The sequence below is a fragment of the Amycolatopsis sp. MEPSY49 genome, from assembly GCF_051337345.1.
Taxonomy (GTDB): domain Bacteria; phylum Actinomycetota; class Actinomycetes; order Mycobacteriales; family Pseudonocardiaceae; genus Amycolatopsis.
The window spans coordinates 817,478-842,329 of sequence record NZ_JBDLYJ010000002.1 but is presented as its reverse complement, the minus strand read 5'-3'; the positions used below and the strand labels follow the sequence as shown (position 1 = coordinate 842,329).

Sequence of the window (24,852 nt, the reverse complement as noted above, 5' to 3'; positions counted from 1 at the left end):
GGTTCTTCCACGATGAGCGCCGCGCGGCGGGCCGGACACCCGCGCAGCGGCAGACCTTCGGGTACGCCGGGCTGCCCGTACGGGCAGAGCTCAGCGGATGGGCAGGTGGGCGGCGACGTCGGCGAGCGCGTCGAGGGTGTCGCCGCCGACGTGCCCGGTCGCGGTGTCGGCCTCGGCGACGGCCATGGCGCGGCCGTCGGGCCGGGACCGGTAGTGCAGCCCGGTCATCCGCACGCCGGCAACGCCGAGGGCGGCCGCGATCTCCAGGGGCCGAACGTCGCCGCTGCCCTGGACGGCTTCGACCTTCTCGAACGCGGCGGCCTGCTTCGCCGACCGGAAGCCGACCCGCACCACGGAGATGACCGCGGCGTTGCCGTGGCCGTCGCCCACCGCGAGCAGCATCCGGTCCAGCGACGTGCACGGCGTCTTGACCAGGAAGTCGCGGACCCGGTCGGTCGCGGCCGCGAGGCAGTCACCCTCGTGCTTGGCCACGCGCTTGAGTTCCTTGAGCTTCAGCCGGCTCCAGGCTTCGGAGGCCTTGCCGCGCTTGGCCGACTCGCGCGCCTCCGCCCGGCGCGTCTTCAGCGACCGCCCGGGCAGGGAGTCGACGACGTCGCCGGCGACGTTGCCCGGCAACGCTTCCGCCGCCGTCCCGCTTCCGCCCGCCGCGCCACCGAACGCGCCGGCCCCGCCGCCGGCGACCGCCAGCCCGACCGCCGCGGCGACCACGACGCCCGTCCCCTTGTCGCGGATGTAGATCTTCTTGCCGTCCTTGGTGATCCACCGCCCCATGGAGTCATCTTCGAGGCGATCTCCGAGGTTCGGCGCCGGTGGCCGGGAACTGACCGGCGTTTGTCACGTTCGGAGCAGGTCCAGCACCGCGGCCGACTTGGGTTCGTCCAGGAACCGCAGGCCCATGAAGTTGTCCCCGGGGGTGAACCCGGGCAGCGCCCAGATCTCTTCGTACGGCATTCCGACCCGCCGGTAGTGCCGGAGGCTGTAGACGTTGCTGAACAAGCACTTCCCCGGATCCGGGTTCCACAGCCGGCGAGCGAAGTCGGGGTTGCGGAAGCCGTGCCCGACTTCGGCGGTGGCCTGGACGTGCTTGCGGCCGGTGAACAGCACGACGTCGCCGGTGGTCACGGTGTCCATCCGGCGGTCGTACTTGTCCTTGGCACCCCAGAACCGGGCCCGGCCGCCCGGGTGCAGCGCGGTCAGGCGGGCGAGGTCCGCGGGGTCGAGCAGGTCGGCGTGGGCGCGGAAGTCGACGGTGTTTTCGAGCGACTCCGCCCCGTAGCGGCGTGAGTCGGCGGTGCCGTAGGCGGGCTGGATGAAGACCTGGACCACGGGGCCACGGTAGTTCAGCCGCCGTGGGTGGCGTCGCTCTGGTAGTCCGTGTACGTGTACGGGTTGTCGAGGATCTTCGTCTCCGGCACGTCCGGGTTCATCCCCTGCTGCCACGCCTCCTCGCCCAGCTGCCCGCGCAGGTACTCGACCGTCCCCTCCACCCGGCGGCGGACCGCGGGGAGGTCCACGTCGACCAGCCGGCCGTCGCGTTTGACGACGCGGCCGTTGACCAGCACCGTGTGGACGTCGCCGCGCTGGGCCTGGAACGCCACGTGGCCGTACGGGTTCAGCAGCGGGAACGACACCGGTGAGTGGTCGTTCTTCAGCAGCACCACGTCGGCCTTCTTGCCCACCTCGAGGGAGCCGATGTCCGTGCGCCCCAGCGCGGCCGCGCCGCCGCGGGTGGCCCACTCGACCACCTGCTCGGCGCGCAACGCCGCGTGCGTCACCGTTTCGCCCTTCGCGTGCGCCTCGAGGTGCTCTCGGGAGCGGTCCGCGCCCAGCGTCGTGCGCATCGCCGTGAACAGGTCGCCGCTCCACCACACCGACGTGTCCATCGACAGCGACACCGGGATCCCGTACTGCCGCAGCGCCCACGTGGACGGGTAGCCCTGGCCCGCGCTCTGCTCGCTTTCGGTCGACACCGACGCCGACCCGCCGGTCGCCGCGATCCGGTGGTAGGAGTCGGCCGACAGCGACGCGCTGTGGACGTAGATCGTCTCCGGGGTCATGAACCCGTGTTCGTGCATCAGGCGGATGCCGTCGTCGCCGGTCGCGCCCCAGACCCCGGCGTGCGTGGTCACCGGCACGCCCAGCTCGCGCGCGACCTCGAACGCCGGCTTCTCCGGGAACGCCGGGTCGCCGGTGACGTCGAAGGCGAGCTGGAAGCCCAGGTCACCGCCGGTGCGGCGGGAGACGAAGTCGCGGAACTCGGGCGTGGCCGTCCAGTTCGCCGGGGCGTCCTGGATGTTGCCGTAGGCCAGCACGAACCGGCCGGGGACAGCTTCGAGCGCGTCGGCCGCCGCGTCGGCGTGCTGGGTCGTCTGCAGGCCGTGCGACCAGTCGACGGTCGTCGTGACGCCCGCTTCGAGCGCCTCCCACGCGCCGAGCAGGTTGCCGGCGTAGATGTCCTCCGGGCGGAACACCTTGCCCCATTCGAGGTAGTACCAGACGAAGTACTGGGTCAGCGTCCAGTCGGCGCCGTAGCCGCGCATGGCCGTCTGCCACAGGTGCCGGTGGGTGTCGATCATCCCCGGCATGACGATCCCGCCGGTCGCGTCGATCTCCGTCGTGCCCGCCGGGACTTCCAGGGCGGGGCCGATCGCCGCGATCTCGTCGCCGGTGACCAGGACGTCCGCGCCGGGCAGGACGCGGCGGGCGTCGTCGAGGGTCAGCACCGTGCCGGCCCGCAGGACGATCGATCCGGACATGGCTGCCTCCGGTTGCGTACACTCGTCCGCTCTACGGACACTGAAGGGGTGACGTCACCTTTGCCCAGTGCCGGGCCGGTGTCAATCCCCGCCGCTACGCTGCGGGCAGGACTGGGAGAGGGAGGTCGTGCATGCCACGCGAGGGAACGGGTCCCGACTTCATCGAAGCGCTGGCGCGCGGGCTCGAGGTGATCACGGCGTTCGGGCCGCACCGGCCGGAGATGACGCTGGCCGAGGTGGCCGCCGCCGCCGGCCTGGCCCGCCCGACCGCGCGCCGGATCCTGCTCACCCTGGAGGAGCTCGGGTACGTCCGCGCCGGCGGGCGCGGCTACGCGCTGACCCCGCGCGTGCTCGACCTCGGCGTCGCCTACGTGCGGTCGATGGGCCTGTGGGACGTCGCCCGCCCGCACCTGGAACGCCTGGTCGAGCGCACGAACGAGTCGTGCTCGATCGCCCAGCTCGACGGCTCCGACATCGTCTACGTCGCCCGCGTCGCGGTGCCGAAGATCGTCGGCCTGAGCGTCCAGATCGGTACCCGCTTCCCCGCCCTGCCGACGTCGCTGGGCAAGGTCCAGCTCGCCGCGCTGCCGCCGGAGGAGCTGGAGGCGGTGCTGGCCCAGCCGACCCGCTCCGGGCTCGTCCCGCGCTGGCAGCCCGACCGGGCCGAGCGCGACGCCGAGCTGCGCGAGGTCCGCGCCCGCGGCTGGGCCCTCACCGACGAGCAGCTCGCACTGGGCATCCGGTCGGTGGCCGCGCCGCTGCGCGACGGCACCGGTCGGGTGATCGCCGGGGTCAACGTCAACTGCCACGCCGCCGAGACGCCGGTGGAGCGGCTGCTGGAGCACCACCTGCCACTGCTGCTGCAGACGGCCGGGGAGATCAGCGCCGACTTCGCACGGCTGGACGACGTCCCGCACGTCACCGTGCCCGCGGTGTCTTGACCGCGAAGGCGCGCGGAGGCAAACTGCGGACACGCGTCCGTTGGACGGACAGGAAGCGAGGAACCGGGTGGACACCAGCGCTGCCGGCCCGCTGACCGGGCTGCTGGTCGCGGACTTCTCCCGGGTGCTCGCCGGCCCCTACGCCACGATGCTGCTGGCGGACATGGGCGCCGAGGTCGTCAAGGTCGAAGGCCCGCAGGGCGACGAGACGCGCACGTGGATGCCGCCGGTGCGCGGGGACGTCTCGACCTACTACCTCGGCGTGAACCGCGGGAAGCGGTCGATCGCGCTCGACCTGCGTGAGGAGGCCGACGCCGCTGTCGCGCGCGAGCTGGCGGCGCGGGCGGACGTGGTGATCGAGAACTTCAAGCCCGGCGGCCTGGCCAAGTACGGCCTGGACTACGACACCGTCAAGACGACCAACCCCGGCAGCGTCTACGCCTCCATCAGCGGGTTCGGCTCGGGCGAAGGCCGGCACGTGCCCGGCTACGACCTGATGGTGCAGGCGATCTCGGGCCTGATGAGCTTGACCGGCGACCCGGACGGGCCGCCGTACCGGGCCGGGATCTCGGTGTTCGACGTGATGGCGGGCAACCACGCGGTGATCGGCATCCTCGCCGCGCTGCGCCACCGCGACGCGACCGGCGAGGGCCAGCACGTCGAGGTGAACCTGCTGTCCTCGGCGCTGACCGGGCTGGTCAACCACAGCTCGGCCTACGCCGCCGGCGGCGTGGTGCCCTACCGGATGGGCAACGCCCACCCGAGTGTCTTCCCCTACGAGCCGCTGCCGACGGCCGATGCCGACCTGATCGTCGCCGCGGCCAACGACGGCCAGTTCCGCCGGCTGTGCGAAGTCCTCGGCCTGCCCGACGTGCCGGAGGACCCGCGGTTCGCCCGCAACGCCGACCGCACGAAGAACCGCGAAGAGCTGCGGCCGATCCTGGTCGAGCGGCTCAAGGAACGCACCGCCGTGGAGTGGTTCGACGCACTGACGAAGGTCGGTGTCCCGTGTGGACCGATCAACACCATCGACGGCGGGTTCGCGATGGCCGAACGCTTCGGGCTCGACCCGATCGTCGAGGTCGGCGACGGCGAGCGCGCCGTGCCGACGACCCGCCATCCGATCCGGTTCTCCGCGACCCCGGCCGCCTACCGGCTGCCGCCGCCGGAGCTCGACGAACACGGCGCCGAGCTGCGCGCCTGGCTGACGGAGACCACGGATGACTGACCCCGCTTACGAGACCGCGCTCGGATCGTCCACGAAGGACAAGATCACCCTGCTCGGCCAGGACCTCGCGCAGGACGTCATGGGCACCGTCGGCTTCGGCGAGCTGGCCTTCTGGCTCGCGACGCAACGACGTCCGTCCAAAGGGGAAACCCGGGTCTTCGAAGCGGTGCTGGCGGCGTTGGCCGACCACGGCTTCACCCCGACCGCGATCGTCACCCGGCTGACGTACCTGTCCGCCCCCGACTCCGTGCAGGGCGCGCTCGCCGCGGGCCTGCTGGGCGGCGGGTCGCGCTTCCTCGGCGTCACCGAGGACTGCGGCCGGTTCCTGCACGACGTGCTTGCCACCGCCGAAACCCCGGTGGACGAAGCAGGCTGGGACGCCCTGGCCCTCAAGACCGTCGAAAAGTCCCGCGCGGACAAGAAGTTCGTCCCCGGGCTCGGGCACCACGTCCACAAGGACGGCGACCCGCGCACCCGGCGGCTGTTCGAGATCGCCGACGAGGAAGGCCTGCGCGGCCCGCACCTGGAGCTGTTCGCCGCCATCGGCCGCGTGCACCCGCAGGTGCTCGGCAAGACGCTGCCGCTCAACGGCGCCGGTGTCTGCGGCGCCGCACTGGCCGACCTCGGGCTGCCGCTGGAGCTGCTGCGCGGGTTCGCTTTGCTGGCGCGCACCGCCGGCCTGATCGGCCAGCTCGCCGAGGAGCTGCGCCGCCCGGTCGCGAACGACATCTTCCTGTCGGTCGACCTGAACAACCGGCCGGTCCCGCCGGACCCGCAACGCTGAGAGGAACGCCGATGCAGCTCGTCACCGAGGACAACATCACCGAGCTCGCCGCGCAGCGGTGGTCGAGCGCGCACGACCCGCGCACGGCGCAGGTCATGGCCGCCCTCGTCCGGCACCTGCACGCCTTCGCCCGCGAGGTCCGGCTGACCGAACCCGAGTGGATGGCCGCGATGCGGTGGCTGACCGAGACCGGGCAGATCAGCGACGAGAAGCGCGAGGAGTTCATCCTCGCCTCCGACGTGCTCGGCCTGAGCATGCTGGTGGTGCAGATGAACCACGCCTTCGACGCCAAGGCGACCCCGGCGACCGTGCTCGGGCCGTTCCACATCGACGGCTCGCCGGAGCAGGAGTTCGGCGGCGACATGTCCGACGGCATGCCTGGCACGCCGCTCTACATCACCGGCACCGTCCGCGGCCTCGACGGCTCGCCCGTCGCCGGGGCGATCCTCGACGTCTGGCAGGCCGACGAAGAAGGCGCCTACGAGTCGCAGATCCCGGATATCGACGAGGCCCGGCTGCGCGCCAAGTACGCCACCCGTCCCGACGGGTCCTACTGCCTGCGCACGATCGCGCCGAAGGGCTATTCGATCCCGATGGACGGCCCGGTCGGGGCGCTCATCGGCGGCACCGACATCAGCCACTTCCGGCCCGCCCACGTGCACTTCCTGATCAACGCCGCGGGCTACGAGCCGCTGATCACGCACCTGTTCCAGGAGGGTGCCGAGTACCTCGACAGCGACGTCGTGTTCGGCACCAAGCAGGAGCTGGTCGTGGCGTTCGAACCCCGCGACCCGGGCCCGACCCCGGACGGCGGCGAGTCGGCCGAGCCGTGGCTCGAAGCCCGGTACGACTTCGTCCTGCAGCCCGTCTGACGCCGTGCGCGCGGCGGAGATCCGGGCGGCGGGCGCTCCCCCGGTGGTGACCGACCGGACGGCACCCGAACCCGGGCCGGGCGAGGTCGCGGTGAGCGTCACCGCCGCGCCGGTCAGCCCGCTCGACCTGCTGTGCGCGTCCGGCACGTCCTACTTCGGGCTGCCGGATCTGCCGTACGTGCCAGGGGTGCAGGGAGTCGGCGTGCTCACGCGGCCGACGCCGACCGAGCCGGCCGGGACGCCGGTCTGGTTCGCCACGACCGCCGGGATGCGACCAGGGGACGGCAGCATGGCCGAGCACGCCGTCGTCGCGCCCGCCGACCTGGTGGTCCTGCCGGCCGGGGCGGACCACGCGCTCGTCGCGGCGCTCGGCCTGTCGGCGGTGGCGGCGTGGATGTGCTTGACGTGGAAGGGAACCCTCGTCCCGGGCGAGACCGTGCTGGTGCTCGGCGCCGGCGGGGTCGTCGGCCAGTCGGCCGTGCAGCTGGCGCGCGTGGCCGGGGCCGGGCACGTCGTCGCGTGCGCGCGATCGGACGCCGCGCTGGAGCGGGCCCGGCGGCTCGGCGCGGACAGCGTCGTACCTCTGGCGGACGGCGACGACGTCGATTCGCTGGCGCGGCGGTTCGGAGACGTCCCGGTCGATCTGGTCATCGATCCGGTGTCCGGGATTCCGGCCGCGGCGGCGCTGCGCACCCTGCGCCCGGGCGGGCGGCTGGTGAACCTCGGCAGCGCGGCCGGCGAAGAGTGCCCGGTGTCCTCGGCGGTGCTGCGCAGCCGGTCGCTGCACATCCACGGCTACACGAACAACGAGCTCGACGCCGACCGGCGCCGCGAAGCACTGCTGACGGTGGTGGGGCACGCGATGGCCGGCGACCTCACCGTCGACCACGAGCGCGTCCCGCTCGCCGAAGCCGGGGACGCGTGGACCCGCCCGGGCCGGATCGTGCTGGTGCCCTAGCGGCCGTAGCCCTCGGCGGCCAGCACCTTCCCCATCATCTCGTAGGCCGCTGGGTCCTCCGGCGCGACCGTGGCCAGGCCGTCGACGTAGCGGTTGTACATGCAGAACGCCGCCGCGATCAGCACGGTGTCGTGCAGCTCGACGTCGGTGGCTCCTTCGGCGCGGGCGGCGGTGATCAGCTCGGCGGTGACGGCGCGGCCGGTTTCGCGGGTCGCGAGGGCGATGCGCAGCAGGGCCTTGAGCTTGTCCGACACGGGTGCGTCGTCGACCCCGGCGCACGTGGCGTCGACCACGGCCCGGCCGCCTTCCAGGGTCTCGGCCGCCGCGGCGGCGTGGCTGCCGTGGCAGAAGCGGCACTCGTTGCCGCTCGAGACGACCGCCGCGATCAGTTCGCGTTCGCCGACGGTCAGCGTGCTGGGACCGCGCAGGAGCGTCTGCGCCAGGTGGTTCAGCGGGACCGCGGTCTCCGGGCGGTAGGCCATCAGCGATCGGATCCCGGGCAGCTGCGGGTCGAGCGGGATGTGCGGCATCGGGGTCCTCCTCGCGGGGCGAAAAGATCGTCCCCGTGAGTCTTTCGGCCGACGGCGGCCCGGCCAACCTCCGCGTTGCGCAACCGGGCCGCCGCCGAAAGGCTCAGCCGAGGGTTCAGCTGATGGTGAAGTCGTCGGCGTAGAGGGGACTTTGGCCGTACCAGCCGTGGACGTACACCGTCACCGCGCCGGACGCGCCGGTCGTGAACGGCACCGACAGCTGCGTCCAGCCGCTGCTCGAGGTCCACGTCGCCGCGGTCGCGCCGCCACGAACCCCGACGTAGGCGTAGCTGCCCTGCACCCACGCCTTGAGCGTGTAGGCGTGGTTCGGGGCCAGCGTCACGTTCTGCGCCGCTTCACCGGTGGCCGAGGCCGTCGGGACCACCTGCAGCGCGTGGGTCCCCGAGTGGACCGGGGACGCGACGATCGCGTCGCCGCTCGCGCTCCACGGGCTCAGCGCGCCGGTCTCGAACCCGCCGTTCACCACGCCGCCCGCGGGCGGGGTGCCCTTCACCGTGAGGGTGAACGTGGTGCTGTGGCTCGCCGACGGCGAAGTGCCGGTGACCGTCAGCGGGTAGACCCCCGGGACCGCGGCCGCGGTGGTGCTCACCGACAGCGTCGCGCTGCCGCCCGCCGTCACCGAGCCCGGGCTGACCGACGCCGTGACGCCGGCCGGCGCGCCGGTGACCGACAGCGTCACCTGCTGGGCCGACCCGGACGTGACGGCGGTGCCGACCGTCGCGGTGGCCGAGCCGCCCGGGTCGACCGCGGCGGACGCCGGGTTCGCGGTGAGGGAGAAGTCGTTGCCGGGCACGGTGGTGCCGCCGGTGAACGGCTCGAACGCGTGGCTGAAGAACCACGTGTCCTGGGCGATGCCGGAGCAGTTGTCCGCGGCCGCGCCGCCGGGGCAGCCGCCGTTGTCGCGCTGCAGCGCCCAGAACGACAGCTCGTTGATGCCCTTGGACACCGCCCAGTTGTAGACGGTGGCGGCGTCGGCGGTGGTGAACGTCTCGGCCGGACCGAAGTCGTCGACGCCGATCATCTCGGTGATCCCGACCATCGCCCACAGCTGCGCCTGCGTCTTGCCCGGGTACAGCGCGCCGAGCTGGGAGACGAGCCCGGTGGCGGCGGTCTGGGTGTCGGTGGCCATCTCGTGGGCGGCGTTGTCGTAGTAGTCGAACGTCATCTGGTTCACGACGTCGACGCGGGTGCCGTTGGCGACGGCGTTGCGCAGCACGGCCAGGCCGCTGTCGGCGAGGCCGCGGGTGGTGGTGGGCAGGGTGTAGGAGATCTGCAGCGACCGCCCGGACGCCGCGGCCCAGTCCTGGACCTTCTTGATGGCCTTGTTGCGGCGGTCGATCCCGGCGGAGTTGGTGAGCGAGTTGTCTTCGATGTCCATGTCCAGGCGCGGGACGTCGTAGGTGGTGATCACCGACTCGTAGGCGGCGGCGATGGAGTCCACACTGGTGCAGCTGTCGGCGATCTCGGTGCCGGTGTTGTCGGCGGTGTAGCCGCCGAAGGACGGGATGACGTCGCCGCCGCGGGAGCGGATCGTGGCGATGTCGGAGCCGAAGACGCCGGTCGAGATGGGCATCCCGGTGTCGCCGTTCCAGTGGACGGTGCAGGAACCCTTGGTGGCGGCCTGGATGAACGCCATCGTGAGGTGCTTGGCGCCGGACTGCTGCGCCAGTGCCGCGGGGCTTTCACCGGTCCAGGCTTCGAAGTAGGGCGCGAAGACGTGCGCGGGCAGCGGCGTTGCGGCTTGGGCGGTGCCGGCGGCGGCGACCAGCGAGCCGGCCGAGATCGCTGTCAAGGCAAGGTAAACGGACATTCGGGAGAAAGGTCTGCGTCGACGCATCTGCGCTCCAAAGCCGGGCGGAGCCGTGCCGCGGCGTAACACGGCGAGAACGTCCTCAGGATTGGACCAGACCAATATCGACGTCAAGGTCCAGACCACTAAACCGGCCGGACGGCGGCAGCGGTTGCTCGCGGCGCTTTCCGCGGCAGATGACGGCCAGTGAGCAACGATCGGATACAAAAACGTGCCAACTCCTGCGATCTGACGGTAGCGTGCGCGTCCATGCGGGTGATTTGGGGGAAGATTGGACAGCGCAGAGTGACCAAGCCGTGGCGTGCGGCCCCCAAGGCCGCCCTCTCCAGCCCGCTCACCCTGATCGTGGCGGCGGTGACCGCGCTGCTGGCCTGCTTCCTCGGCACCGCCGCGGTCCTGCAGGCCTCCGCCGCCGGCGGCGCGACCGTCGCCTACCAGACCGGGATCACCTGCCCCGACAGCTACGGCCCGGTCTTCGGCAAGGGCAACATCCCCGTGAAGGACATCCCGGCCCTGACGACCGCCGTCCAGCGCCACGCGCCCGCGCACGGCTTCGGCGCCCCGGTCGTCGGCGAGTACACGACCGTGCTGCCCGGCACGCAGTTCAACGGCGACCCGCACTACAAGGTCCGCCTCGCCTACCGCGACCAGGCCGGCCTCGACAACCTCACGCTGCAGCAGGGCACCCGCGCGCCCGGCCTGTGGCTGGGCAACGTCGTCGCCGACGCCGAACACATCGGCGTCGGCGCGAGACCCAGCATCCAGGGCATCGCGCTGCCGCCGGTCACCGGCATCTACCGCGACCTGCTCGACCCGCCGCCGCGGTGGTGGTGCTCGCAGCAGTCCGGCGCCGTCGTCGACCGGCTCGCCAACGACCCCATCGACTCGATCGTCTTCGCCACCGACCGCAAGACCTTCGACACCGCGGTCGCGGCGATCGGCCTGCCGAAGGTGCAGTACTTCCACATCTCCTTCTACGAACCGCCCCCGGCCACCCTCAGCGCGGCCGAAGACCTGCTGCAGCGCTCCCGCGACCTCGTCGCCGACGTCCGCGCCGACCTCACCGCCCAAGGCCTCGGCAACCTCGTCGCCGCCGACGTCCCGACGTTCGAACGCTCGGTGCAGATCGCCCGGCAGGCGCAAGCCAACGTGTTCGTGTCGATCCTGCCGCTCGCGCTGATCAGCGTCCTGGTCGGCTGCGCCGGGCTCGGCACCGTCGCCCTGCAGTGGTACCAGCGCCGGCACGCGCAGCTGCGGCTGCTCTCGGCGCGCGGCAGCGGACCCGGTGCCCTCGGCGGCCTCGCCGTCGCCGAACTCGGCCTGCCGATCCTCCTCGGCGGGGTGCTCGGCGCGGTCGCCGCCCGCCTGCTGCTCGGCGTCTACGGCCCACCCGGCGCACCCGACCCCGAGGCGGAGCTGCGGGCGGGTCTCGTCGCGGCCGGCGTGCTGGTGGTGTCGCTGGTGCTGCTGGCCCTGGTCGTCGCCGTGCGGGCACACCGGGAGTTCGAACTGGGCCGCATCCGCCGCGGCGGCAACCGGATGCGCCTGCTGGGCTACTTCCCCTGGGAGCTCGCCACGGCCGGGATGGCGTGGCTCGGCTGGACCCGCCTCGCCCACTACAGCACCGGCTCACGCCTCGGAAATCCATTACCCCAGGTCGACCCGCTCGCCCTGACCTACCCGGTGTTCGTCGTGCTGACCGTCGGGCTGCTGACCGCGCGGCTGGCGTGGCTGGCCCTGCACGCCTCCCACCGCGCCCGCTTCTGGTCGCGCCCGGCACTGCAGCTGGCCATCCGCCGCCTCGCCGGCGCCCGCGCCCCGGTCACCGGCGTGCTCGTGATCGGCACCCTCGCCATCGGCACGCTGGCGACCGGCATCGGCATCGCCAACGGCCAGGAGGACGCGCTCGACACGAAGTCGGCGATCTTCGTCGGCAGCACCGCCCGCCTCGACACCGACAGCCCGATCGGCATGGGCACCGTCAAGATGCCCGCCGCGCTCGCCGGCACCAGCACCGTCGTCGGAGAGCTGACCGGCACCGGCAGCGTCGTGCTCGTCGTCGACCCCGAAACCTTCACCCGCGGCGCCGCCACCGGCGACGTCCCCACCGACGACCTCGCCGGCCTCCTGCACAAGATCGCGCAACCCGACCCGCGCGGCACCCCGGTGCTGCGCGTCGGCCACACCGCCAAGCAGACCGCGCAGCTGCCGGACGGCCTGCGCGACGCCGTCACCGTCGCCGACCTGCCGGTGTTCCCCATGATCGGCACCTCCCCCGGCTACGTCGTCGCCCGCACCGCCCTCGACCACGGCCAGCTCGACCGCGTCCCCAAGTGGAGCGTCCTGACCACCACGCCGCTGGCCGACGCCACCGCCGCCCTGCGCGCCGCCGGCGTGTTCATCCCCAACCGGATCAGCCGCGAAACCGCGCTCGACGGCCTGCCCTTCTTCGTCGTGTCCTGGACGTTCTCCTTCGTCGCGCTCCTCGGCGCCGTCCTCGGGGTCGTGGCCATCCTCGCCCTGCTCGTCGCCGTCGAAGTCCGGCGCCGGCAGAACGCCCTCGCCGGCGCGCTCGTCCTGCGGATGGGCATGCGTCCGCGCACCCTGCTCGCCAGCCACCTCATGGAACTCGGCGCGCTGAGCGGCCTCGCGATCGTCGTCGGCGTGGTCTGCGGCGTCTCCGTCGCGGGGCTGTCCGTGCCGCGGTTCGACCCGGCGACGTTCCTCGCGCCCCGCTCGGAACTGCCCGACCCGCTGCCCTTCGTCCTCACCGTGCTGCTCGTCGGCGTCCTCGTCGTGGGTCTCGCCGGCTGGATCGCGGTGCGCTCGGTGCGCACCGCCCGGACCGCGGAGCTGATCCGTGCCTGACAAACCGATCTTCACCCTGCGCGGCATCGGCGTCGACTACCCCACCCCGGCCGGCACCGTCACCGGCGTCGACGACGTCAGCTTCGACGTCCCCGCCCGCGGCATGACCGTCTTCGCCGGCCCGTCGGGCTCCGGCAAGTCCACGCTGCTGCGCGTGCTGGGCCTGTTCGAACAACCCGCCCGCGGCACCCTCACCTTCCAAGGCGCCGACGTCCACCGGCTCAAGCACCGCGAACGGCGCGCCCTGCGCCGCCACCACCTCGGACTGGTGTTCCAGAACCCCGCCGACAACCTGCTGGGCTACCTGAGCGTCGCCGACAACCTGCGGGCCGCGGCCGAAGCCGCCGGCACCGAATGCAACCCCGACGACATCCTCGGCCGGCTCGGCCTGCACGGCACCGGCGACTGGAAGATCTCCGCGCTCTCCGGCGGGCAGCAGCAACGGCTGGCGTTCGGCTGCGTGCTCGCCGCCCGCTCGACGGTCATCCTCGCCGACGAACCCACGTCCCAGCTGGACGAGGCCTCGGCCGACCTGGTGCTCGACACCCTGCAATACCTGGTGGACCAGGACTTCGCGGTCCTGGTCGCCTCCCACGACGACCGCCTGATCGACCTCGGCGCACGCGTGGCCCGACTGCACAAGGGCACACTCGAACGCGTCGAAGAACGGGAGCCGCAACGATGACCGTCGTGGAAGCAGTCGGCCTGCGCCGCAGCTTCGCCCACCCCAGCGGCGACATCGAAGTCCTGCGCGGGCTCGAACTGCGCGTCGGCGCCGGCGAGCTCGTCACCGTGTCGGGCCGCTCCGGCTCCGGCAAAAGCGCGCTGCTGGCCCTGCTCTGCGGGTTCGACTCCCCCGACTCCGGCTGCGTCCTGCTCGACGGCGTCCCGATCAGCGGCGCCCCGCCGTGGCACACCTGCGCCGTCCTGCCACAGGCCCTCGGCCTCGCCAACGAGCTCACCATCGCCGAAAACGTCGCCCTGCCGCTGCGGCTGCGCTCCGACGTCCCCCGCCCGTCCCGCGCCGCGATCCACGACCGCGTCACCGGATTGCTCGACGAGCTGGGCATCGGCGACCTCGGCGACCGCTACCCCCTCGAAGTCTCCTTCGGGCAGCAGCAGCGCGTCGCCCTCGCCCGGGCCGTCGCCGGCCGCCCACGGGTCCTGCTCACCGACGAACCGACCGCCCACCTCGACGCCGGCAGCACCCCCCGGGTCCTGCGGCTGCTGCGCCGCTGCGCCGAAGAAGGCGCGGCAGTGATCGTCGCGACCCACGACGACGAAGTCCACCGCATCGCCGACCGCCGCGTCCGCCTCCTCGACGGCGTCCTCACCGCCCTGCTCGACTGACCGCCCCAACCGATCAGGAATCGAGAAGCGCTGGTCACCGGCCCGGCAATAGCGTCATCGCCGTACCGCAGACCACGACTTCAGGAGCACCACGATGAGCACCCAGGGGATCAAGACCGTCCTGCACCCCGTCACCGACCTCGCCGCCGCCAAGGCCGTCTACACCGCCCTCCTCGGCACCGAACCCCAGGCCGACGCGCCCTACTACGTCGGCTACGACGCCGAAGGCCAGCACATCGGCCTCGTCCCCAACGGCGACCGGCAGGGCATGACCGGCCCGGTCACCTACTGGCACGTCGACGACATCGCCGCGAAGCTCGCCGAAGTGACCGCCGCCGGCGCCAAGGTCAAGGACGAGCCGAAGGACGTCGGCAACGGCCGCCTGGTCGCGACCTTCACCGACGCCGACGGCAACGTCCTCGGCCTCCTGCAGGACGCCTAGTCCAGCGCGGTGGCCCGGCTGACCTCTTCCCAGGCCGCCAGATCCGCCGCGAGCGACCGGTGCTGGGCGCGGATCGCCTCCACGGCGTCCGCGCCCAACGCCAGGCGCAGCGGCGCGTCGGGGCTGCCCACCGCGCGCACGATCGCCGCGGCCGCCTTCGCCGGGTCGCCCGGCTGCGTGCCGTCCATGTTCTCGACCGCCTCCCGCGTACCCGACGTCGACACGGCGTAGGCGTCGATCGGGCGCGAGCGGTGCATGCGCCCGCCCCCGAACTCCGTGCGGAACGCCCCAGGCTCGACGATCAGCACCTGCACCCCGAAGGGGGCCACCTCCGCGGCGAGCGCCTCCGAAATCCCTTCCAGCGCGTACTTCGTCGCGCAGTAAGCGCCGTACCCCGGCGGCGCCAGCTGCCCGCCCATCGAACTGATCTGCACCACCGTCCCGCTGCCCTGCGCCCGCAGGTGCGGCACCACCGCCTTCGTCACCGCGACCGCGCCGAAGAACATCACCTCCATCAACGCCCGCAGCTCGTCCATCGTCAGCTCCTCCACGGCACCGACCGAACCGTTGCCCGCGTTGTTCACCACGACGTCGATCCGGCCGAACTCCTCGAGCGCCGTCTTCACCGCCGCGTCGACCTGCCCCGCGTCGGTCACATCCAGCGCCGCGGTCCGCACTCGGTCGCCACCGCGCTCCCGCAACCCCGCCAAGGTCTCCGGCCGCCGCGCCGTCGCCAGCACCCGATCACCCGCCGCCAGCGCGGCCAGCGCGATCTCCCGGCCGAACCCGGCCGAGCAGCCGGTGATCAGCCACACGCGGCCGTCGGTGTTCGTCATCTTCACGTTCCTCCCAGTGGATCCTGCCTCCATCCTGGGGACCCCCACCACCGCACCGCCAACACCGATCCCCTGCCACGGCTACAGTCGGAGCCTGTGACCCCCGAGCTCCGGCAGCTGCGCTACTTCGTCGCCGTCGCCGACGAAACCAGCTTCACCCGCGCCGCCGCCGGCCTCCACATCGCCCAGCAATCCCTGTCCCAGCAGATCACCGTCCTCGAACGCGGCCTCGGCGCCCGCCTGTTCGACCGCGACCCCCGCGGCACCCGCCTCACCGCCATCGGCAAGCTCTTCCTCCCCGAAGCACGCGCCGTCCTCGCCCGCGCCGACGAAGCCGTCACCACCCTCGGCCGCGCGCTGCGCGGCGAAATCGGCAGCGTCCGGCTCGCGTTCCTGACCACCACCGCCAACTACCTGCTGCCCCCGATCCTGCGCGCCGTCCGCGAGCGCTACCCCGACCTGACCGTGACGACCGCCGAAGCCCCGATCGCCGAACTCGTCGACGGCCTGCGCGAAGGACGCTTCGACCTCGCCTTCACCCGCCCGCCGCTGGTCCCCGATCTCTCCTCGCGCACGCTGCTCACCGAAGAGGTCTGCGCCGTCCTGCCCGCCGACCACCCCCTCGCGGACCGCGCGTCCCTGAAACTGGCCGACCTCGCGCCCGAACCGTGGGTGCTCACCCCGCGGACCAGCTGGGAACCCTGGCACCGCAGCTACGACGACGACTTCGCCGCCGCCGGCTACACCCCGCGGGTCGTCCAGCGGGCCGCCACCGTGCAGGGCCTGCTCGGTCTCGTCGCCGCCGGCCTCGGCGTCACCCGGCTGACCCGCTCGTCGCACAGCCTGCGCCGCACCGGCGTCGCGTTCGTCCCCCTCGAGAACGACGTCGCCCGGACCGAACTCGTGTGGGTGCCCGGCAACGACAACCCCGCGATCCCGGTGCTCACCGACCTCGCCGTCGAACTCGCCGCGACCACCGACCTGACCGAAGCAGGCTGAATCGTCCGGTTGACACCCAAAGTTGATCGCCAAGCCCATTTCGTTGACGAAAACGATCACCTTTTCTCGTTGCCGATCGACCGATAATCGCCATAACGTGTTCGACAGCAACGAGCCATTTGATCCGGGCCGGCGAAATCGGATTCGACAAAGGAGCCACGGGATGACCTCGCCCCAAGTCCGCCCCCCGTCCCTGGAAGACGGCGGAACCGCGCTCTTTGCCTGGGTCGACGAAATGCGCGAGAACACCCCGGTCATCGCGGACGAAAACGACACCTGGCACGTTTTCCGCCACGCCGACGTACGCCGCATATTCACCGACCACCAAACCTTCTCCTCCGACCCCGGACTGCTGCTGCCCGACACCGCCGAAGCCGTCCGCGGCAACATGGCCGCCGTCGACCCACCCGTGCACCACCGCCTCCGGAAACTGGTCAGCAAAGCGTTCACCCCCAAAGTCGTCGCCGACCTCGAACCCCGGATCGTCACCGCCACCGACACCCTGATCACCGCGATGGCCGACCGCGACGACCCCGACCTCATCCGCGACCTCGCCTACGCGCTCCCCGTCGTCGTCATCGGCGACCTCATCGGCATCCCACCCGAAGACCGGACCCTCTACCGCGGCTGGGCCGACGCCCTCCTCGCCGGCGGCGCACCCCGCGACGACGGCACCTCACTGACCGAAGTCATGGAGGACTACCTCGCCGACCTGCTCTCCCAACGCCGCCGCCACCCCGAAGACGACCTCTTCAGCGGCCTCGCCCACGCCGAAGTCGACGGCGAACGGCTCGCCGACCACGAAGTCCTCAACTTCGCCTCACTGCTGCTCGCCGCCGGCCACATCACCACCACCATGATGCTCGGCAACACCGTCCTGGCCCTGCACGATCACCCCGACGCCGCCGCCGTGGTCCGCCGCGACCACACTCTCGTCCCCAGCCTGCTCGAAGAAGTCACCCGCCACCGCCCGCCGATCATGCGGCTCCTGCGCATCACCACCACCGACACCGACCTCGGCGGCGTCACCATCCCCGCCAGGTCGATGGTCACCCCCTGGGTCCTCGGCGCCAACCGCGACCCCCGCCACTTCACCGACCCCGCCGGGTTCGACCCCCGCCCCCGCAAGGAAACCCACCTCGCCTTCGGCGGCGGCGTCCACTTCTGCCTCGGCGCCCCGCTCGCCCGCCTCGAAGGCCGCATCGTCTTCGAACAGCTCCTCGACCGCTTCGCCGACATCCGCGTCCGCGACGGCGTCCAGGTCGGCTACCCCTCACCGATGATCTTCGGCGTCCGGGAACTGCCGGTCGAGCTCGTCCCCCACCGAGCCGTCGCCCGCTCGGCGTGATCGGCAACGCACCCCCGGCCCGGCCACTCCATCCGTAGAATCGACGGCGATGCGACGTCTCAAGTGGTACTGGGGGGCCCTGGTCCTCGCGTGCGTGGCCCTGCTGGCCGGTTTCTTCGTCTTCTTCGGCTCCGAAAGCCAGCCCGGCCGCCCCCAGCCCCGGCAAGGCCCACCCGGCACCGGCCCCCTCACCGTCGTCGCGATGGGCGACAGCACCGTCTCCGGCGAAGGCGCCGGCCAGTACACCCCCACCACCAACGGCCAGGGCGGCAACTGGTGCCACCGCTCCCCCAACGCCTTCGTCGACAAGATCGCCGTCCCCGGCATCACCGCCCACGTCAACCTCGGCTGCTCCGGCGCCCCCGCCGAACAGGTCGCGCTCGGCGACGTCAAGCAGTGGACCGAACCCTCGCAGGCACAACAGCTCGCCGCACTGGTCAAGGACCACCGCGTCGCCGTCGTCGTGATCGCCGTCGGCGCCAACGACGAACCCAAGTTCTCCAACCAGGTCACCGAGTGCTTCAAAGCGTGGTTCAACCCCGGCGGCCCGGCGTGCAGCACCGCGCTCAAGCAGACCTGGCAGTCCAAAGTGGACGCCATGGTGCCGAAAGTCGCCACCGCCGTCGCGGACGTCAAGAAGGTGCTGGCCGCCGCCGGGTACGTGCCCGCGGACTACCAGCTGATCCTGCAGTCCTACGCCGCCCCGATCGGCCCCGACCTGCCGGAGGACCTGCGCACCCTCAACGGCTGCCCGTTCCGGGTCGAAGACCTGCGCTGGATCTCCCAGACCGGCATCGGCGTCCTGTCGGCGGGCCTCAAGGCGGCCGCCCAGCAGACCGGCGCCCGGTTCCTCGACCTCGCCAAGGCCGGCGCCAAGCACGAAGCGTGCAGCGGCGGCCAGAACCCGGCGACGGAGTGGTTCACGCGCCTGACGCTCCAGCTGGCCGACCTCGGCCAGGCGGACCGGGCGAGCCACGCGCTGCAGGAGTCGTTCCACCCCAACGCCGCCGGCCACACGGCGATCGCCAACTGCATCACGGAGTTCATCGCCGTGCGCGAAGGCAACGCCTCCTGCCTGGCGGGCGCCGACGGCAAGCTCCACCCGGCCCCGGAGGTCGTGGCCCGCTGAGGCCTCCGCCCCTCTTTGCTTTCGGTTGGGTGCTGCGGGTGCCTACCTGCGTGATTTTTTCAAATCCGCTGGTCCGTATAGGCCGTTATACACTCAAAGATCGAGGGCGGCCCGCAGGGCGATGTCGATGCGTTCCTGGACGTCCTGGTCGATCTCGGCGAGGCGTTCGTCGAACCACGGCCGGTAGAGCCGGGTGAGGTTGAGCGTCGACACCCAGTAGCGGGCGTCGATCGCCACCCCGAGGATGTCCATCGGGTCGCGTTCGAGGAGTTCCGTGCCGAGCAGCCAGGGGCGCTCGGACTCGTTCACCCCGTCCGAGGACAGCAGCACGACGGTGCGCTGCCGGGCCGGTTCGGTCGGGGGGTGGTACGTCCAGACTTCACCCCTGCGCACGCAGATCCTTCTCGGCCGCGCTCAGTTCGGCCTCGTCCGATTCCGCGACGGCCGGTTCCGGCTTCTGCGGGGTGTAACCCGTGCGAACCGCCTCGCGCCTGGCCGCCTTCGACAGCCAGGACGAGACCGAGATTCCGTGGGCTTTCGCGGCACGTTCGGCGAATTCCAGGGCGCCGCTGTCCAGCGAAAGAGTGACCTTACGTGTTGCCATACCTTTTACCGTACCAGCGCCCCTGTCCTGACACCAGCGGGGCGCCGGCGTCAGAACGTCGGCGAACGCCCCTCGAACGGCGTGGAGAGCACCACCGTCGTCCGGGTCGACACCTTCGCCGCCTCGCGGATCCGGCGCAGCAGGTCCTCCAGCGCGAGCGGAGACTGGACGCGCACCAGCAGGATGTAGGACTCGTCGCCGGCCACCGAATAGCAGGACTCGATCTCCTTGATGTGCTGGATCCGCTGCGGGTAGTCGTCCGGCGCCGCCGGGTCGTTCGGCGTCAGCGAGATCAGCGCCGTCAGCGGCAGGCCGATCTGCTCGCCGTCGAGCCGCGCGGTGTAGCCGAGGATGACCCCGCGCTGCTCGAGGCGGCGCACCCGCTGGTGCACCGCCGACACCGACAGCCCGACGCGCTCGGCGAGGTCGGTGAAACTGCGCCGCCCGTCGGCCGCGAGCTCCTGGACGATCGACTGGTCCAGCGGCTCCAGGCCGCCGGGTGTCATGCGTCCAGCACGACGAGCTCGTGCGGCTGGTTGTTGACGGACTCGACGCCGTCCGCGGTGACGATGACGATGTCCTCGATCCGGGCGCCCCACCGGCCCGGCTGGTAGATGCCCGGCTCGACGCTGAAGGCCATGCCCGGCTCCAGCGGCAGCGCGTTGCCGGCGATGATGTAGGGCTCCTCGTGCACGTCCAGGCCGATGCCGTGGCCGGTGCGGTGGATGAAGTACTCGCCGAACCCGGCCTCGGCGATGACGTCGCGCGCGGCGGCGTCGACGGCCTCGGCGGTCACGCCCGGCTTCACCGCGGCCACCGCGGCGGCCTGGGCGCGCTGCAGCACCGCGTAGGTCTCGGCCACGTCGGCGTCGCGCGGCGTCCCGACGGCGTAGGTGCGGGTGGAGTCGGAGTTGTAGCCGGCCGGCAGCGGGCCGCCGATGTCGACGACCACGACGTCCCCCTGCTCGATGACGCGGTCGGAGACGTCGTGGTGCGGGCTGGCGCCGTTCGGGCCGGACCCGACGATCACGAAGTCGGCCCGGTCGTGGCCCTCCTCGACGATGGCCGCGGCGATGTCGGCGCCGACCTCGGCCTCGGTGCGGCCGGGCCGCAGCCACTCGTGGACGCGGGCGTGCACCCGGTCGATGGCCGCGCCGGCGTCCCGCAGCGACGCGATCTCGGCGGCGTCCTTGCGCATCCGCAGCTCCCGCACGACCGGGCCGGCCAGGGTCTGCTCGGCCGTCCCGAGCGCGGACCGCAGGGCCAGGACGTGCAGGGCCGGGGTGAAGTCGCTGACCGCGACCCGCCCGGGCTTGCCGAGCCGGTCCGAGACGAGCTTGTACGGGTCGTCGCCGTCCACCCAGGTGAGCAGTTCGACGCCGAGTTCCTCGGTCGGGACGTCGGCGTAGCCGGGCGCCTCCAGCTTCGGCACGACGAGCGCGGGCGTGCCGTCGGCCGGCACGACGAGGGTGGTGAGCCGCTCGAACGAGCCGCCGGCCTGGCCGAGGAGGTACCGCAGGTCGGACCCGGGCGCGATCAGCAGGGCATCGGTGTCCGCGGCGGCCGCGGCGGAGCGGGCGCGGTCCAGGCGAGCCCGGAGGGCGGCGGCGTCGGGAGCGGGCGTGTGGAGGGAACGGCGCGACATGAGGCCGAGCCTAGTGGGGCGGGCGGCGCGGCCGGTCGGCGTGGGGCCACGACATGCCGGGCCGGGTGACGCAACCGCTCCCCTCCCCCGCCCGAAGCCGCCGGTGCGTGGCGCGCCCTGCGGTGCCGCCCGGCGTGGCAGGCTGTGCGGGTGACCGGACCACTTGCCCTGCTCGACTCCGCGAGCCTGTACTTCCGTTCGTTCTTCGCCCTGCCCGACTCGATGCGCGCCGCCGACGGGACGCAGGTCAACGCCGTGCGCGGGTTCGCCGACACCATCGCGCGGATCCTCACCGACCGGCGCCCCGCGCGGCTCGTGTGCTGCCTCGACGCCGACTGGCGGCCGAAGTTCCGCACCGATCTGCTGCCCAGCTACAAGGCGCACCGGGTGGCCGAGGAGACCGGCGGCGGCAGCCCCGACGTCGAAGAGGTCCCCGACACGCTCACCCCGCAGGTCCCGATCATCCTCGACCTCCTCGAGGCCTTCGGGTTCGCCACCGCGGAGGCCGCCGGCTACGAAGCCGACGACGTCATCGGCGCGCTGGCCACCAGGGAGAAGCAGGACCCGGTCGAGGTGATCACCGGCGACCGCGACCTCTTCCAGCTCGTCCGCACCGAGCCGACGCCGACGTCGGTCATCTACGTCGGCAAGGGCTGGGCGAAGGCCGAGGTGCTCGGGCCGGCCGAGATCGCCGAGCGCTACGGCCTCCCCCGCGAGACCGCCGGGCCCGCCTACGCGGACATGTCGGTGATGCGCGGCGACCCCTCCGACGGGCTGCCCGGCGTCGCCGGGATCGGCGAGAAGACCGCGGCGAAGCTCATCACGCAGTTCGGGTCGCTCGAAGCGCTCCTGGAGGCTTCCGCCGCCAGTGACCACCGTGTCCCGCTCAAGACCCGCCTGCGGCTGTCCGACGCCGCAGACTACCTCGCCGTCGCACCCACGGTGGTCCGGGTCGCCGTCGACGCGCCGGTGGACCAGTCCCGCCCCGACACCGTGCCCGCCTCCCCCGCCGACCCGGACCGCGTCGCCGAGCTGGCCGAGCGGTGGAACCTCGGCAACTCGGTCGAACGCCTCCTCAAGGCCCTGCCCGGCGCCTAGCGTCGCGCGTCCGAGGTGCGTTGACAGCGGGCCGGGGTGCGCCCCAATGTGACCTTGGTTGCGTCTGACGCACCGAAGGCCACCTTGGGGCGCTCGGCCCGAACGTCAAATAGCCTGCGACCCGGCGCCTAGAAGTACGTGCCGCACCACGGCGCGGCGATCGTGGTGAACAGCTCGTCCGCCCGCGCGGCCGCACCGGGGCGCACGACCTCGACGCGGCCCGCGTGCGCCAGCGCGGTCGCCGTCCACTGCCCGAGGTAGAGCATGCCGAGCGTGTCGACGTCGAGGGCCAGGTCCGCGGCGGCGTCCGTGCGGCGGGCGCCGTCCGGGCCGACCTCGTAGTGCCCGGTGTTGGCCGGCAGCATCCGGTCGCGCACCGCGAGCACCACCGGGTCCGCCGCGCGGTAGGTGCGGGCCGCGAGCGCGGCGGCGACGTCGACCGGCCGCAGCCACAGGTCGTCCTCGACGTCGGCGGTGCGGGCGTGCCGGTGGTCGGCCAGCATCGGGGCCAGCGGCTCGTCGACCGGGCGGTAGCGGCCGCGGATCCCGGAGACGAGGTCGACCGACAGCAGGAACCGCCAGAGCGCGGCGTGCGCGGCCGGGTCCACGGCGTTGAGCTCACGGACCTTCAGCACGGCCCCTTCGTCCGGCGAATCCAGCGTGCGGCGGTCGACGGTGTCGTACACGACGTACCCGTCGTCCCCGTCCGGTCCACTGTGGACCGCGACGACGTGGCTGCCGTGCGGGCCGACGAGCCGGTCGTGCGCGATCGGCCACCACCCGGCGGGCCGGCCGATCATCCCGGCCCGGTGCAGCCCGATCCGCCGGTACAGCACGGGGATCTCCCGCACCGCCTCCTCGGGCGTGAGCAGCCGGACGTCCCCGCTCACCGGCACCCGGTCGTGGAGCCGGGCCGCGGGCCGCGGCAGCCACACCGTCTTGCCGAGCGTGGCCGAGCCGTAGCCGAACCGGCCGTAGATGGTGGGCTCGCTGGCGTGCAGGGCGGCCAACGGAATCCCGCGCGCGGCGAAGTCCTCCAGCTGCGCGGCCATCATCGCGGTGAGCACCCCGCGCCGGGTGCGGTCGGCGCGGACGCCGACGCCGTCGACCGCCCCGAGCGCCAGGACACCGCCGCCGGGCACCGCGATCTCCGTGTCGTAGGAACTGGCGATCCCGATCGGGGTGGCACCGTCGAACGCGCCGAACTTGTGCGCCGCGGGCCAGGATTCCCCGTACCGGGACCAGTTCTCGTCGCTGACGCGGTTGGTGTGCAGCGAGCGGCCCAGCAGGTCGAACGTGGCGCGGCGCTCGTCCTCGGCCACGGGGCGGACGTCGAAGTCGGTCATGCCGCCGATCCTGCCGCCCGGCCCCGCCCGCGGCATCTCCATTTCCCGCGGCGGCGTCAGAAGTGCGTGCCGCTCCAGGCCGCCACCCGCGTCCCGAACAGCAGGTCGGCCGCCGCCGGGGCGGCCGGGTCCCGGACCTCGATCCGGCCCGCCTCCGCCAGCGCCGACACCCGCCACGACCCGAGGTACGCCATCGCGAGGGTGGTGACGTCGAGGCGCAGCGCCGCGGGCTCGTCGGTGCGCTCGGCGCCGTCCGGGCTGATCCGGTAGGCCCCGCTGTTGGCGGGCAGCAGCGGGTCGGTCGCCTCGACGACGACCGGCTCGGCGTGCCCGTACTTCCGCGCGGAGAGGGCCTCCGGGACGTCGACCAGGCGGACCCAGTGCTCGTCCCCGATCCGGTCGACCGTGCTCCGGCGGTGGTCGGCGAGGATCAGCTCGATCGGCTCGTCCAGCGGCCGGGCTTCGGCGACGATCGTGTCGACGAGGTCGACGCCCAGCAGGAACCGCCACAGCCCGGCGAACGCGGCCGGCGTGCCCGGGAACAGGTCCACCAGACGCAGGTTCTTCGTCCACGGGTGCGCCTGCAGACCGTCGACGAAGTAGGTGGCGAAGCCGTCGGGCCCCTCCGGCCCGTGGTGCACGACCGCCTTGACCGGCTGCGGGTTGCGGCGCGCCTGGCCCTCGTACAGCCGCCACAGCACCTCCGGCCGGGACATCCCCCCGGGCCGCCGCGCCAGGCTCTCGTAGACGCCCGGGAGCACCTCCAGCGCCTCGTCCAGCTCCAGCAGCTGGACCTCGCCGGTCGCCGGCGCGCCGGGGTGCAACCGCGCCCGGTGCCGGTCGACGGTGTAGCTGCGGTACCGGGTGGCCAGGCCGTAGCCGAACCGGCCGTAGATCGGCGCCTCGGACGCGAGCAGGCTCGCGAACACGACCCCGCGCCCGGCGAAGTCCTCGAGCTGCGCGGCCATCATCGCCCGGAGCACGCCCCGGCGGGTCCGGTCAGCCCGCACCGCGACCCCGGTGACGCCGGCCATCGGCCGCCGCTCGCCCCCGGGCACCGTCAGCTCGGCGTCGAACGAGCGGGCCGTGCCGATCAGGTCCGGGTCGAACGCGCCGATCGTCCCGCCGGGCTGGAACGCGCGCGACGCGCGCTCCCAGTCCGCGTCGTCGCTCGGCGGCACGTGCACGCTCGCGCGGAAGAGGTTGCTCGCCGCGCGGTGTTCGCCGGGGTCCAGCGTCCGGATCTCGAAGTCGCTCATCCCCGGA

At 72.6% G+C, this 24,852-nt stretch carries 25 protein-coding genes; 13 read left to right on the top strand and 12 right to left on the bottom strand.

Features of this window, described 5'->3' with window-relative positions; genetic code table 11:
* Positions 1 to 90: 90 nt before the first annotated feature.
* The 3 genes from ABFJ78_RS13070 to ABFJ78_RS13060 all read right to left on the bottom strand — a co-directional run bounded on the left by ABFJ78_RS13070 (position 91) and on the right by ABFJ78_RS13060 (position 2,777).
* On the bottom strand, positions 91 to 792 hold the full coding sequence (locus tag ABFJ78_RS13070; protein ID WP_436386222.1) for a hypothetical protein: 702 nt from the start codon (positions 790 to 792) through the stop codon (positions 91 to 93).
* Positions 793 to 855: 63 nt separating this feature from the next.
* A complete protein-coding gene (locus ABFJ78_RS13065; RefSeq protein WP_436386220.1) occupies positions 856 to 1,347 on the bottom strand; it encodes a hypothetical protein in 492 nt (163 codons plus the stop codon).
* Positions 1,348 to 1,361: 14 nt separating this feature from the next.
* Entirely contained in the window at positions 1,362 to 2,777 is a 1,416-nt protein-coding gene (locus tag ABFJ78_RS13060) for an amidohydrolase family protein (protein WP_436386219.1), read from the bottom strand.
* 131 nt (positions 2,778 to 2,908) lie between these two features.
* Here ABFJ78_RS13060 and ABFJ78_RS13055 point away from each other — a divergent pair, with 131 nt between their 5' ends.
* From ABFJ78_RS13055 to ABFJ78_RS13035, 5 genes are all read left to right on the top strand, one after another.
* A complete protein-coding gene (locus ABFJ78_RS13055) occupies positions 2,909 to 3,718 on the top strand; it encodes an IclR family transcriptional regulator domain-containing protein (protein WP_436386218.1) in 810 nt (269 codons plus the stop codon).
* Between the two features lie 67 nt (positions 3,719 to 3,785).
* Positions 3,786 to 4,946 (top strand): CaiB/BaiF CoA transferase family protein, encoded by a 1,161-nt coding sequence (locus ABFJ78_RS13050; protein ID WP_436386217.1) that lies wholly within the window; start codon positions 3,786 to 3,788, stop codon positions 4,944 to 4,946.
* Positions 4,939 to 5,730 carry a citryl-CoA lyase gene (locus ABFJ78_RS13045; protein WP_436386215.1) on the top strand — a complete coding sequence of 264 codons (792 nt, stop codon included), beginning with the start codon at positions 4,939 to 4,941 and terminating at the stop codon, positions 5,728 to 5,730. Before ABFJ78_RS13050 ends, ABFJ78_RS13045 begins: the two co-directional genes overlap by 8 nt.
* 11 nt (positions 5,731 to 5,741) lie before the next feature.
* Positions 5,742 to 6,602 (top strand): dioxygenase, encoded by an 861-nt coding sequence (locus ABFJ78_RS13040; protein ID WP_436386213.1) that lies wholly within the window; start codon positions 5,742 to 5,744, stop codon positions 6,600 to 6,602.
* 4 nt (positions 6,603 to 6,606) lie between these two features.
* A complete protein-coding gene (locus ABFJ78_RS13035) occupies positions 6,607 to 7,560 on the top strand; it encodes a quinone oxidoreductase family protein (RefSeq protein WP_436386212.1) in 954 nt (317 codons plus the stop codon).
* Here ABFJ78_RS13035 and ABFJ78_RS13030 read toward each other — a convergent pair.
* Together ABFJ78_RS13030 and ABFJ78_RS13025 are read right to left on the bottom strand one after the other, a co-directional pair.
* On the bottom strand, positions 7,557 to 8,090 hold the full coding sequence (locus ABFJ78_RS13030) for a carboxymuconolactone decarboxylase family protein (RefSeq protein WP_436386211.1): 534 nt from the start codon (positions 8,088 to 8,090) through the stop codon (positions 7,557 to 7,559). The genes ABFJ78_RS13035 and ABFJ78_RS13030 overlap by 4 nt on opposite strands.
* Before the next feature lie 115 nt (positions 8,091 to 8,205).
* The gene (locus tag ABFJ78_RS13025) at positions 8,206 to 9,921 is read right to left on the bottom strand and encodes a glycosyl hydrolase family 18 protein (protein WP_436386210.1); all 1,716 of its coding nucleotides are present in this window, start codon (positions 9,919 to 9,921) and stop codon (positions 8,206 to 8,208) included.
* Between the two features lie 285 nt (positions 9,922 to 10,206).
* On the opposite strand from ABFJ78_RS13025, the gene ABFJ78_RS13020 reads away from it, so the two are divergent.
* From ABFJ78_RS13020 to ABFJ78_RS13005, 4 genes are all read left to right on the top strand, one after another.
* Positions 10,207 to 12,789, top strand: a complete 2,583-nt coding sequence (locus tag ABFJ78_RS13020) for an FtsX-like permease family protein (protein WP_436386208.1) — start codon at positions 10,207 to 10,209, stop codon at positions 12,787 to 12,789.
* Entirely contained in the window at positions 12,782 to 13,474 is a 693-nt protein-coding gene (locus tag ABFJ78_RS13015; RefSeq protein WP_436386206.1) for an ABC transporter ATP-binding protein, read from the top strand. Before ABFJ78_RS13020 ends, ABFJ78_RS13015 begins: the two co-directional genes overlap by 8 nt.
* Complete coding sequence (locus ABFJ78_RS13010; protein ID WP_400907240.1) at positions 13,471 to 14,139, top strand: ABC transporter ATP-binding protein; 669 nt, start codon at positions 13,471 to 13,473, stop codon at positions 14,137 to 14,139. The genes ABFJ78_RS13015 and ABFJ78_RS13010 overlap by 4 nt, the downstream gene beginning before the upstream one ends.
* Positions 14,140 to 14,233: 94 nt before the next feature.
* Positions 14,234 to 14,581 (top strand): VOC family protein, encoded by a 348-nt coding sequence (locus tag ABFJ78_RS13005; protein ID WP_436386204.1) that lies wholly within the window; start codon positions 14,234 to 14,236, stop codon positions 14,579 to 14,581.
* On the opposite strand, the gene ABFJ78_RS13000 is transcribed toward ABFJ78_RS13005, so the two are convergent.
* Positions 14,578 to 15,417, bottom strand: coding sequence for an oxidoreductase (locus ABFJ78_RS13000; protein ID WP_436386202.1), 840 nt, complete (start codon positions 15,415 to 15,417; stop codon positions 14,578 to 14,580). The genes ABFJ78_RS13005 and ABFJ78_RS13000 overlap by 4 nt on opposite strands.
* Before the next feature lie 96 nt (positions 15,418 to 15,513).
* On the opposite strand from ABFJ78_RS13000, the gene ABFJ78_RS12995 reads away from it, so the two are divergent.
* From ABFJ78_RS12995 to ABFJ78_RS12985, 3 genes are all read left to right on the top strand, one after another.
* Positions 15,514 to 16,416, top strand: coding sequence for a LysR family transcriptional regulator (locus tag ABFJ78_RS12995; protein ID WP_436386201.1), 903 nt, complete (start codon positions 15,514 to 15,516; stop codon positions 16,414 to 16,416).
* Between the two features lie 163 nt (positions 16,417 to 16,579).
* Positions 16,580 to 17,764, top strand: a complete 1,185-nt coding sequence (locus ABFJ78_RS12990) for a cytochrome P450 (RefSeq protein ID WP_436386200.1) — start codon at positions 16,580 to 16,582, stop codon at positions 17,762 to 17,764.
* A gap of 49 nt (positions 17,765 to 17,813) precedes the next feature.
* Positions 17,814 to 18,893 (top strand): GDSL-type esterase/lipase family protein, encoded by a 1,080-nt coding sequence (locus ABFJ78_RS12985; protein WP_436386198.1) that lies wholly within the window; start codon positions 17,814 to 17,816, stop codon positions 18,891 to 18,893.
* A gap of 93 nt (positions 18,894 to 18,986) precedes the next feature.
* Here the strand turns inward: ABFJ78_RS12985 and ABFJ78_RS12980 are convergent, their stop codons facing one another.
* Genes ABFJ78_RS12980 through ABFJ78_RS12965 form a run of 4 tightly spaced genes read right to left on the bottom strand, consistent with a single transcriptional unit; the run spans position 18,987 to position 21,142 of the window.
* Complete coding sequence (locus tag ABFJ78_RS12980) at positions 18,987 to 19,286, bottom strand: hypothetical protein (RefSeq protein ID WP_086682453.1); 300 nt, start codon at positions 19,284 to 19,286, stop codon at positions 18,987 to 18,989.
* On the bottom strand, positions 19,273 to 19,497 hold the full coding sequence (locus ABFJ78_RS12975; protein ID WP_372665182.1) for a hypothetical protein: 225 nt from the start codon (positions 19,495 to 19,497) through the stop codon (positions 19,273 to 19,275). The genes ABFJ78_RS12980 and ABFJ78_RS12975 overlap by 14 nt, the downstream gene beginning before the upstream one ends.
* Before the next feature lie 50 nt (positions 19,498 to 19,547).
* Positions 19,548 to 20,003: an Lrp/AsnC family transcriptional regulator gene (locus ABFJ78_RS12970; protein ID WP_003092399.1), complete on the bottom strand. Its 456-nt coding sequence runs from the start codon at positions 20,001 to 20,003 to the stop codon at positions 19,548 to 19,550.
* Complete coding sequence (locus ABFJ78_RS12965; RefSeq protein ID WP_436386196.1) at positions 20,000 to 21,142, bottom strand: M24 family metallopeptidase; 1,143 nt, start codon at positions 21,140 to 21,142, stop codon at positions 20,000 to 20,002. The genes ABFJ78_RS12970 and ABFJ78_RS12965 overlap by 4 nt, the downstream gene beginning before the upstream one ends.
* Before the next feature lie 150 nt (positions 21,143 to 21,292).
* Between ABFJ78_RS12965 and ABFJ78_RS12960 the strand changes: the two genes are divergently transcribed.
* Entirely contained in the window at positions 21,293 to 22,240 is a 948-nt protein-coding gene (locus tag ABFJ78_RS12960) for a 5'-3' exonuclease (protein ID WP_436386194.1), read from the top strand.
* A 128-nt stretch (positions 22,241 to 22,368) separates the two neighbouring features.
* On the opposite strand, the gene ABFJ78_RS12955 is transcribed toward ABFJ78_RS12960, so the two are convergent.
* Both ABFJ78_RS12955 and ABFJ78_RS12950 read right to left on the bottom strand, forming a co-directional pair.
* Positions 22,369 to 23,586: a GNAT family N-acetyltransferase gene (locus tag ABFJ78_RS12955; RefSeq protein WP_436386192.1), complete on the bottom strand. Its 1,218-nt coding sequence runs from the start codon at positions 23,584 to 23,586 to the stop codon at positions 22,369 to 22,371.
* Positions 23,587 to 23,642: 56 nt separating this feature from the next.
* Positions 23,643 to 24,845 (bottom strand): GNAT family N-acetyltransferase, encoded by a 1,203-nt coding sequence (locus ABFJ78_RS12950; protein ID WP_436386191.1) that lies wholly within the window; start codon positions 24,843 to 24,845, stop codon positions 23,643 to 23,645.
* Positions 24,846 to 24,852: the final 7 nt, after the last annotated feature.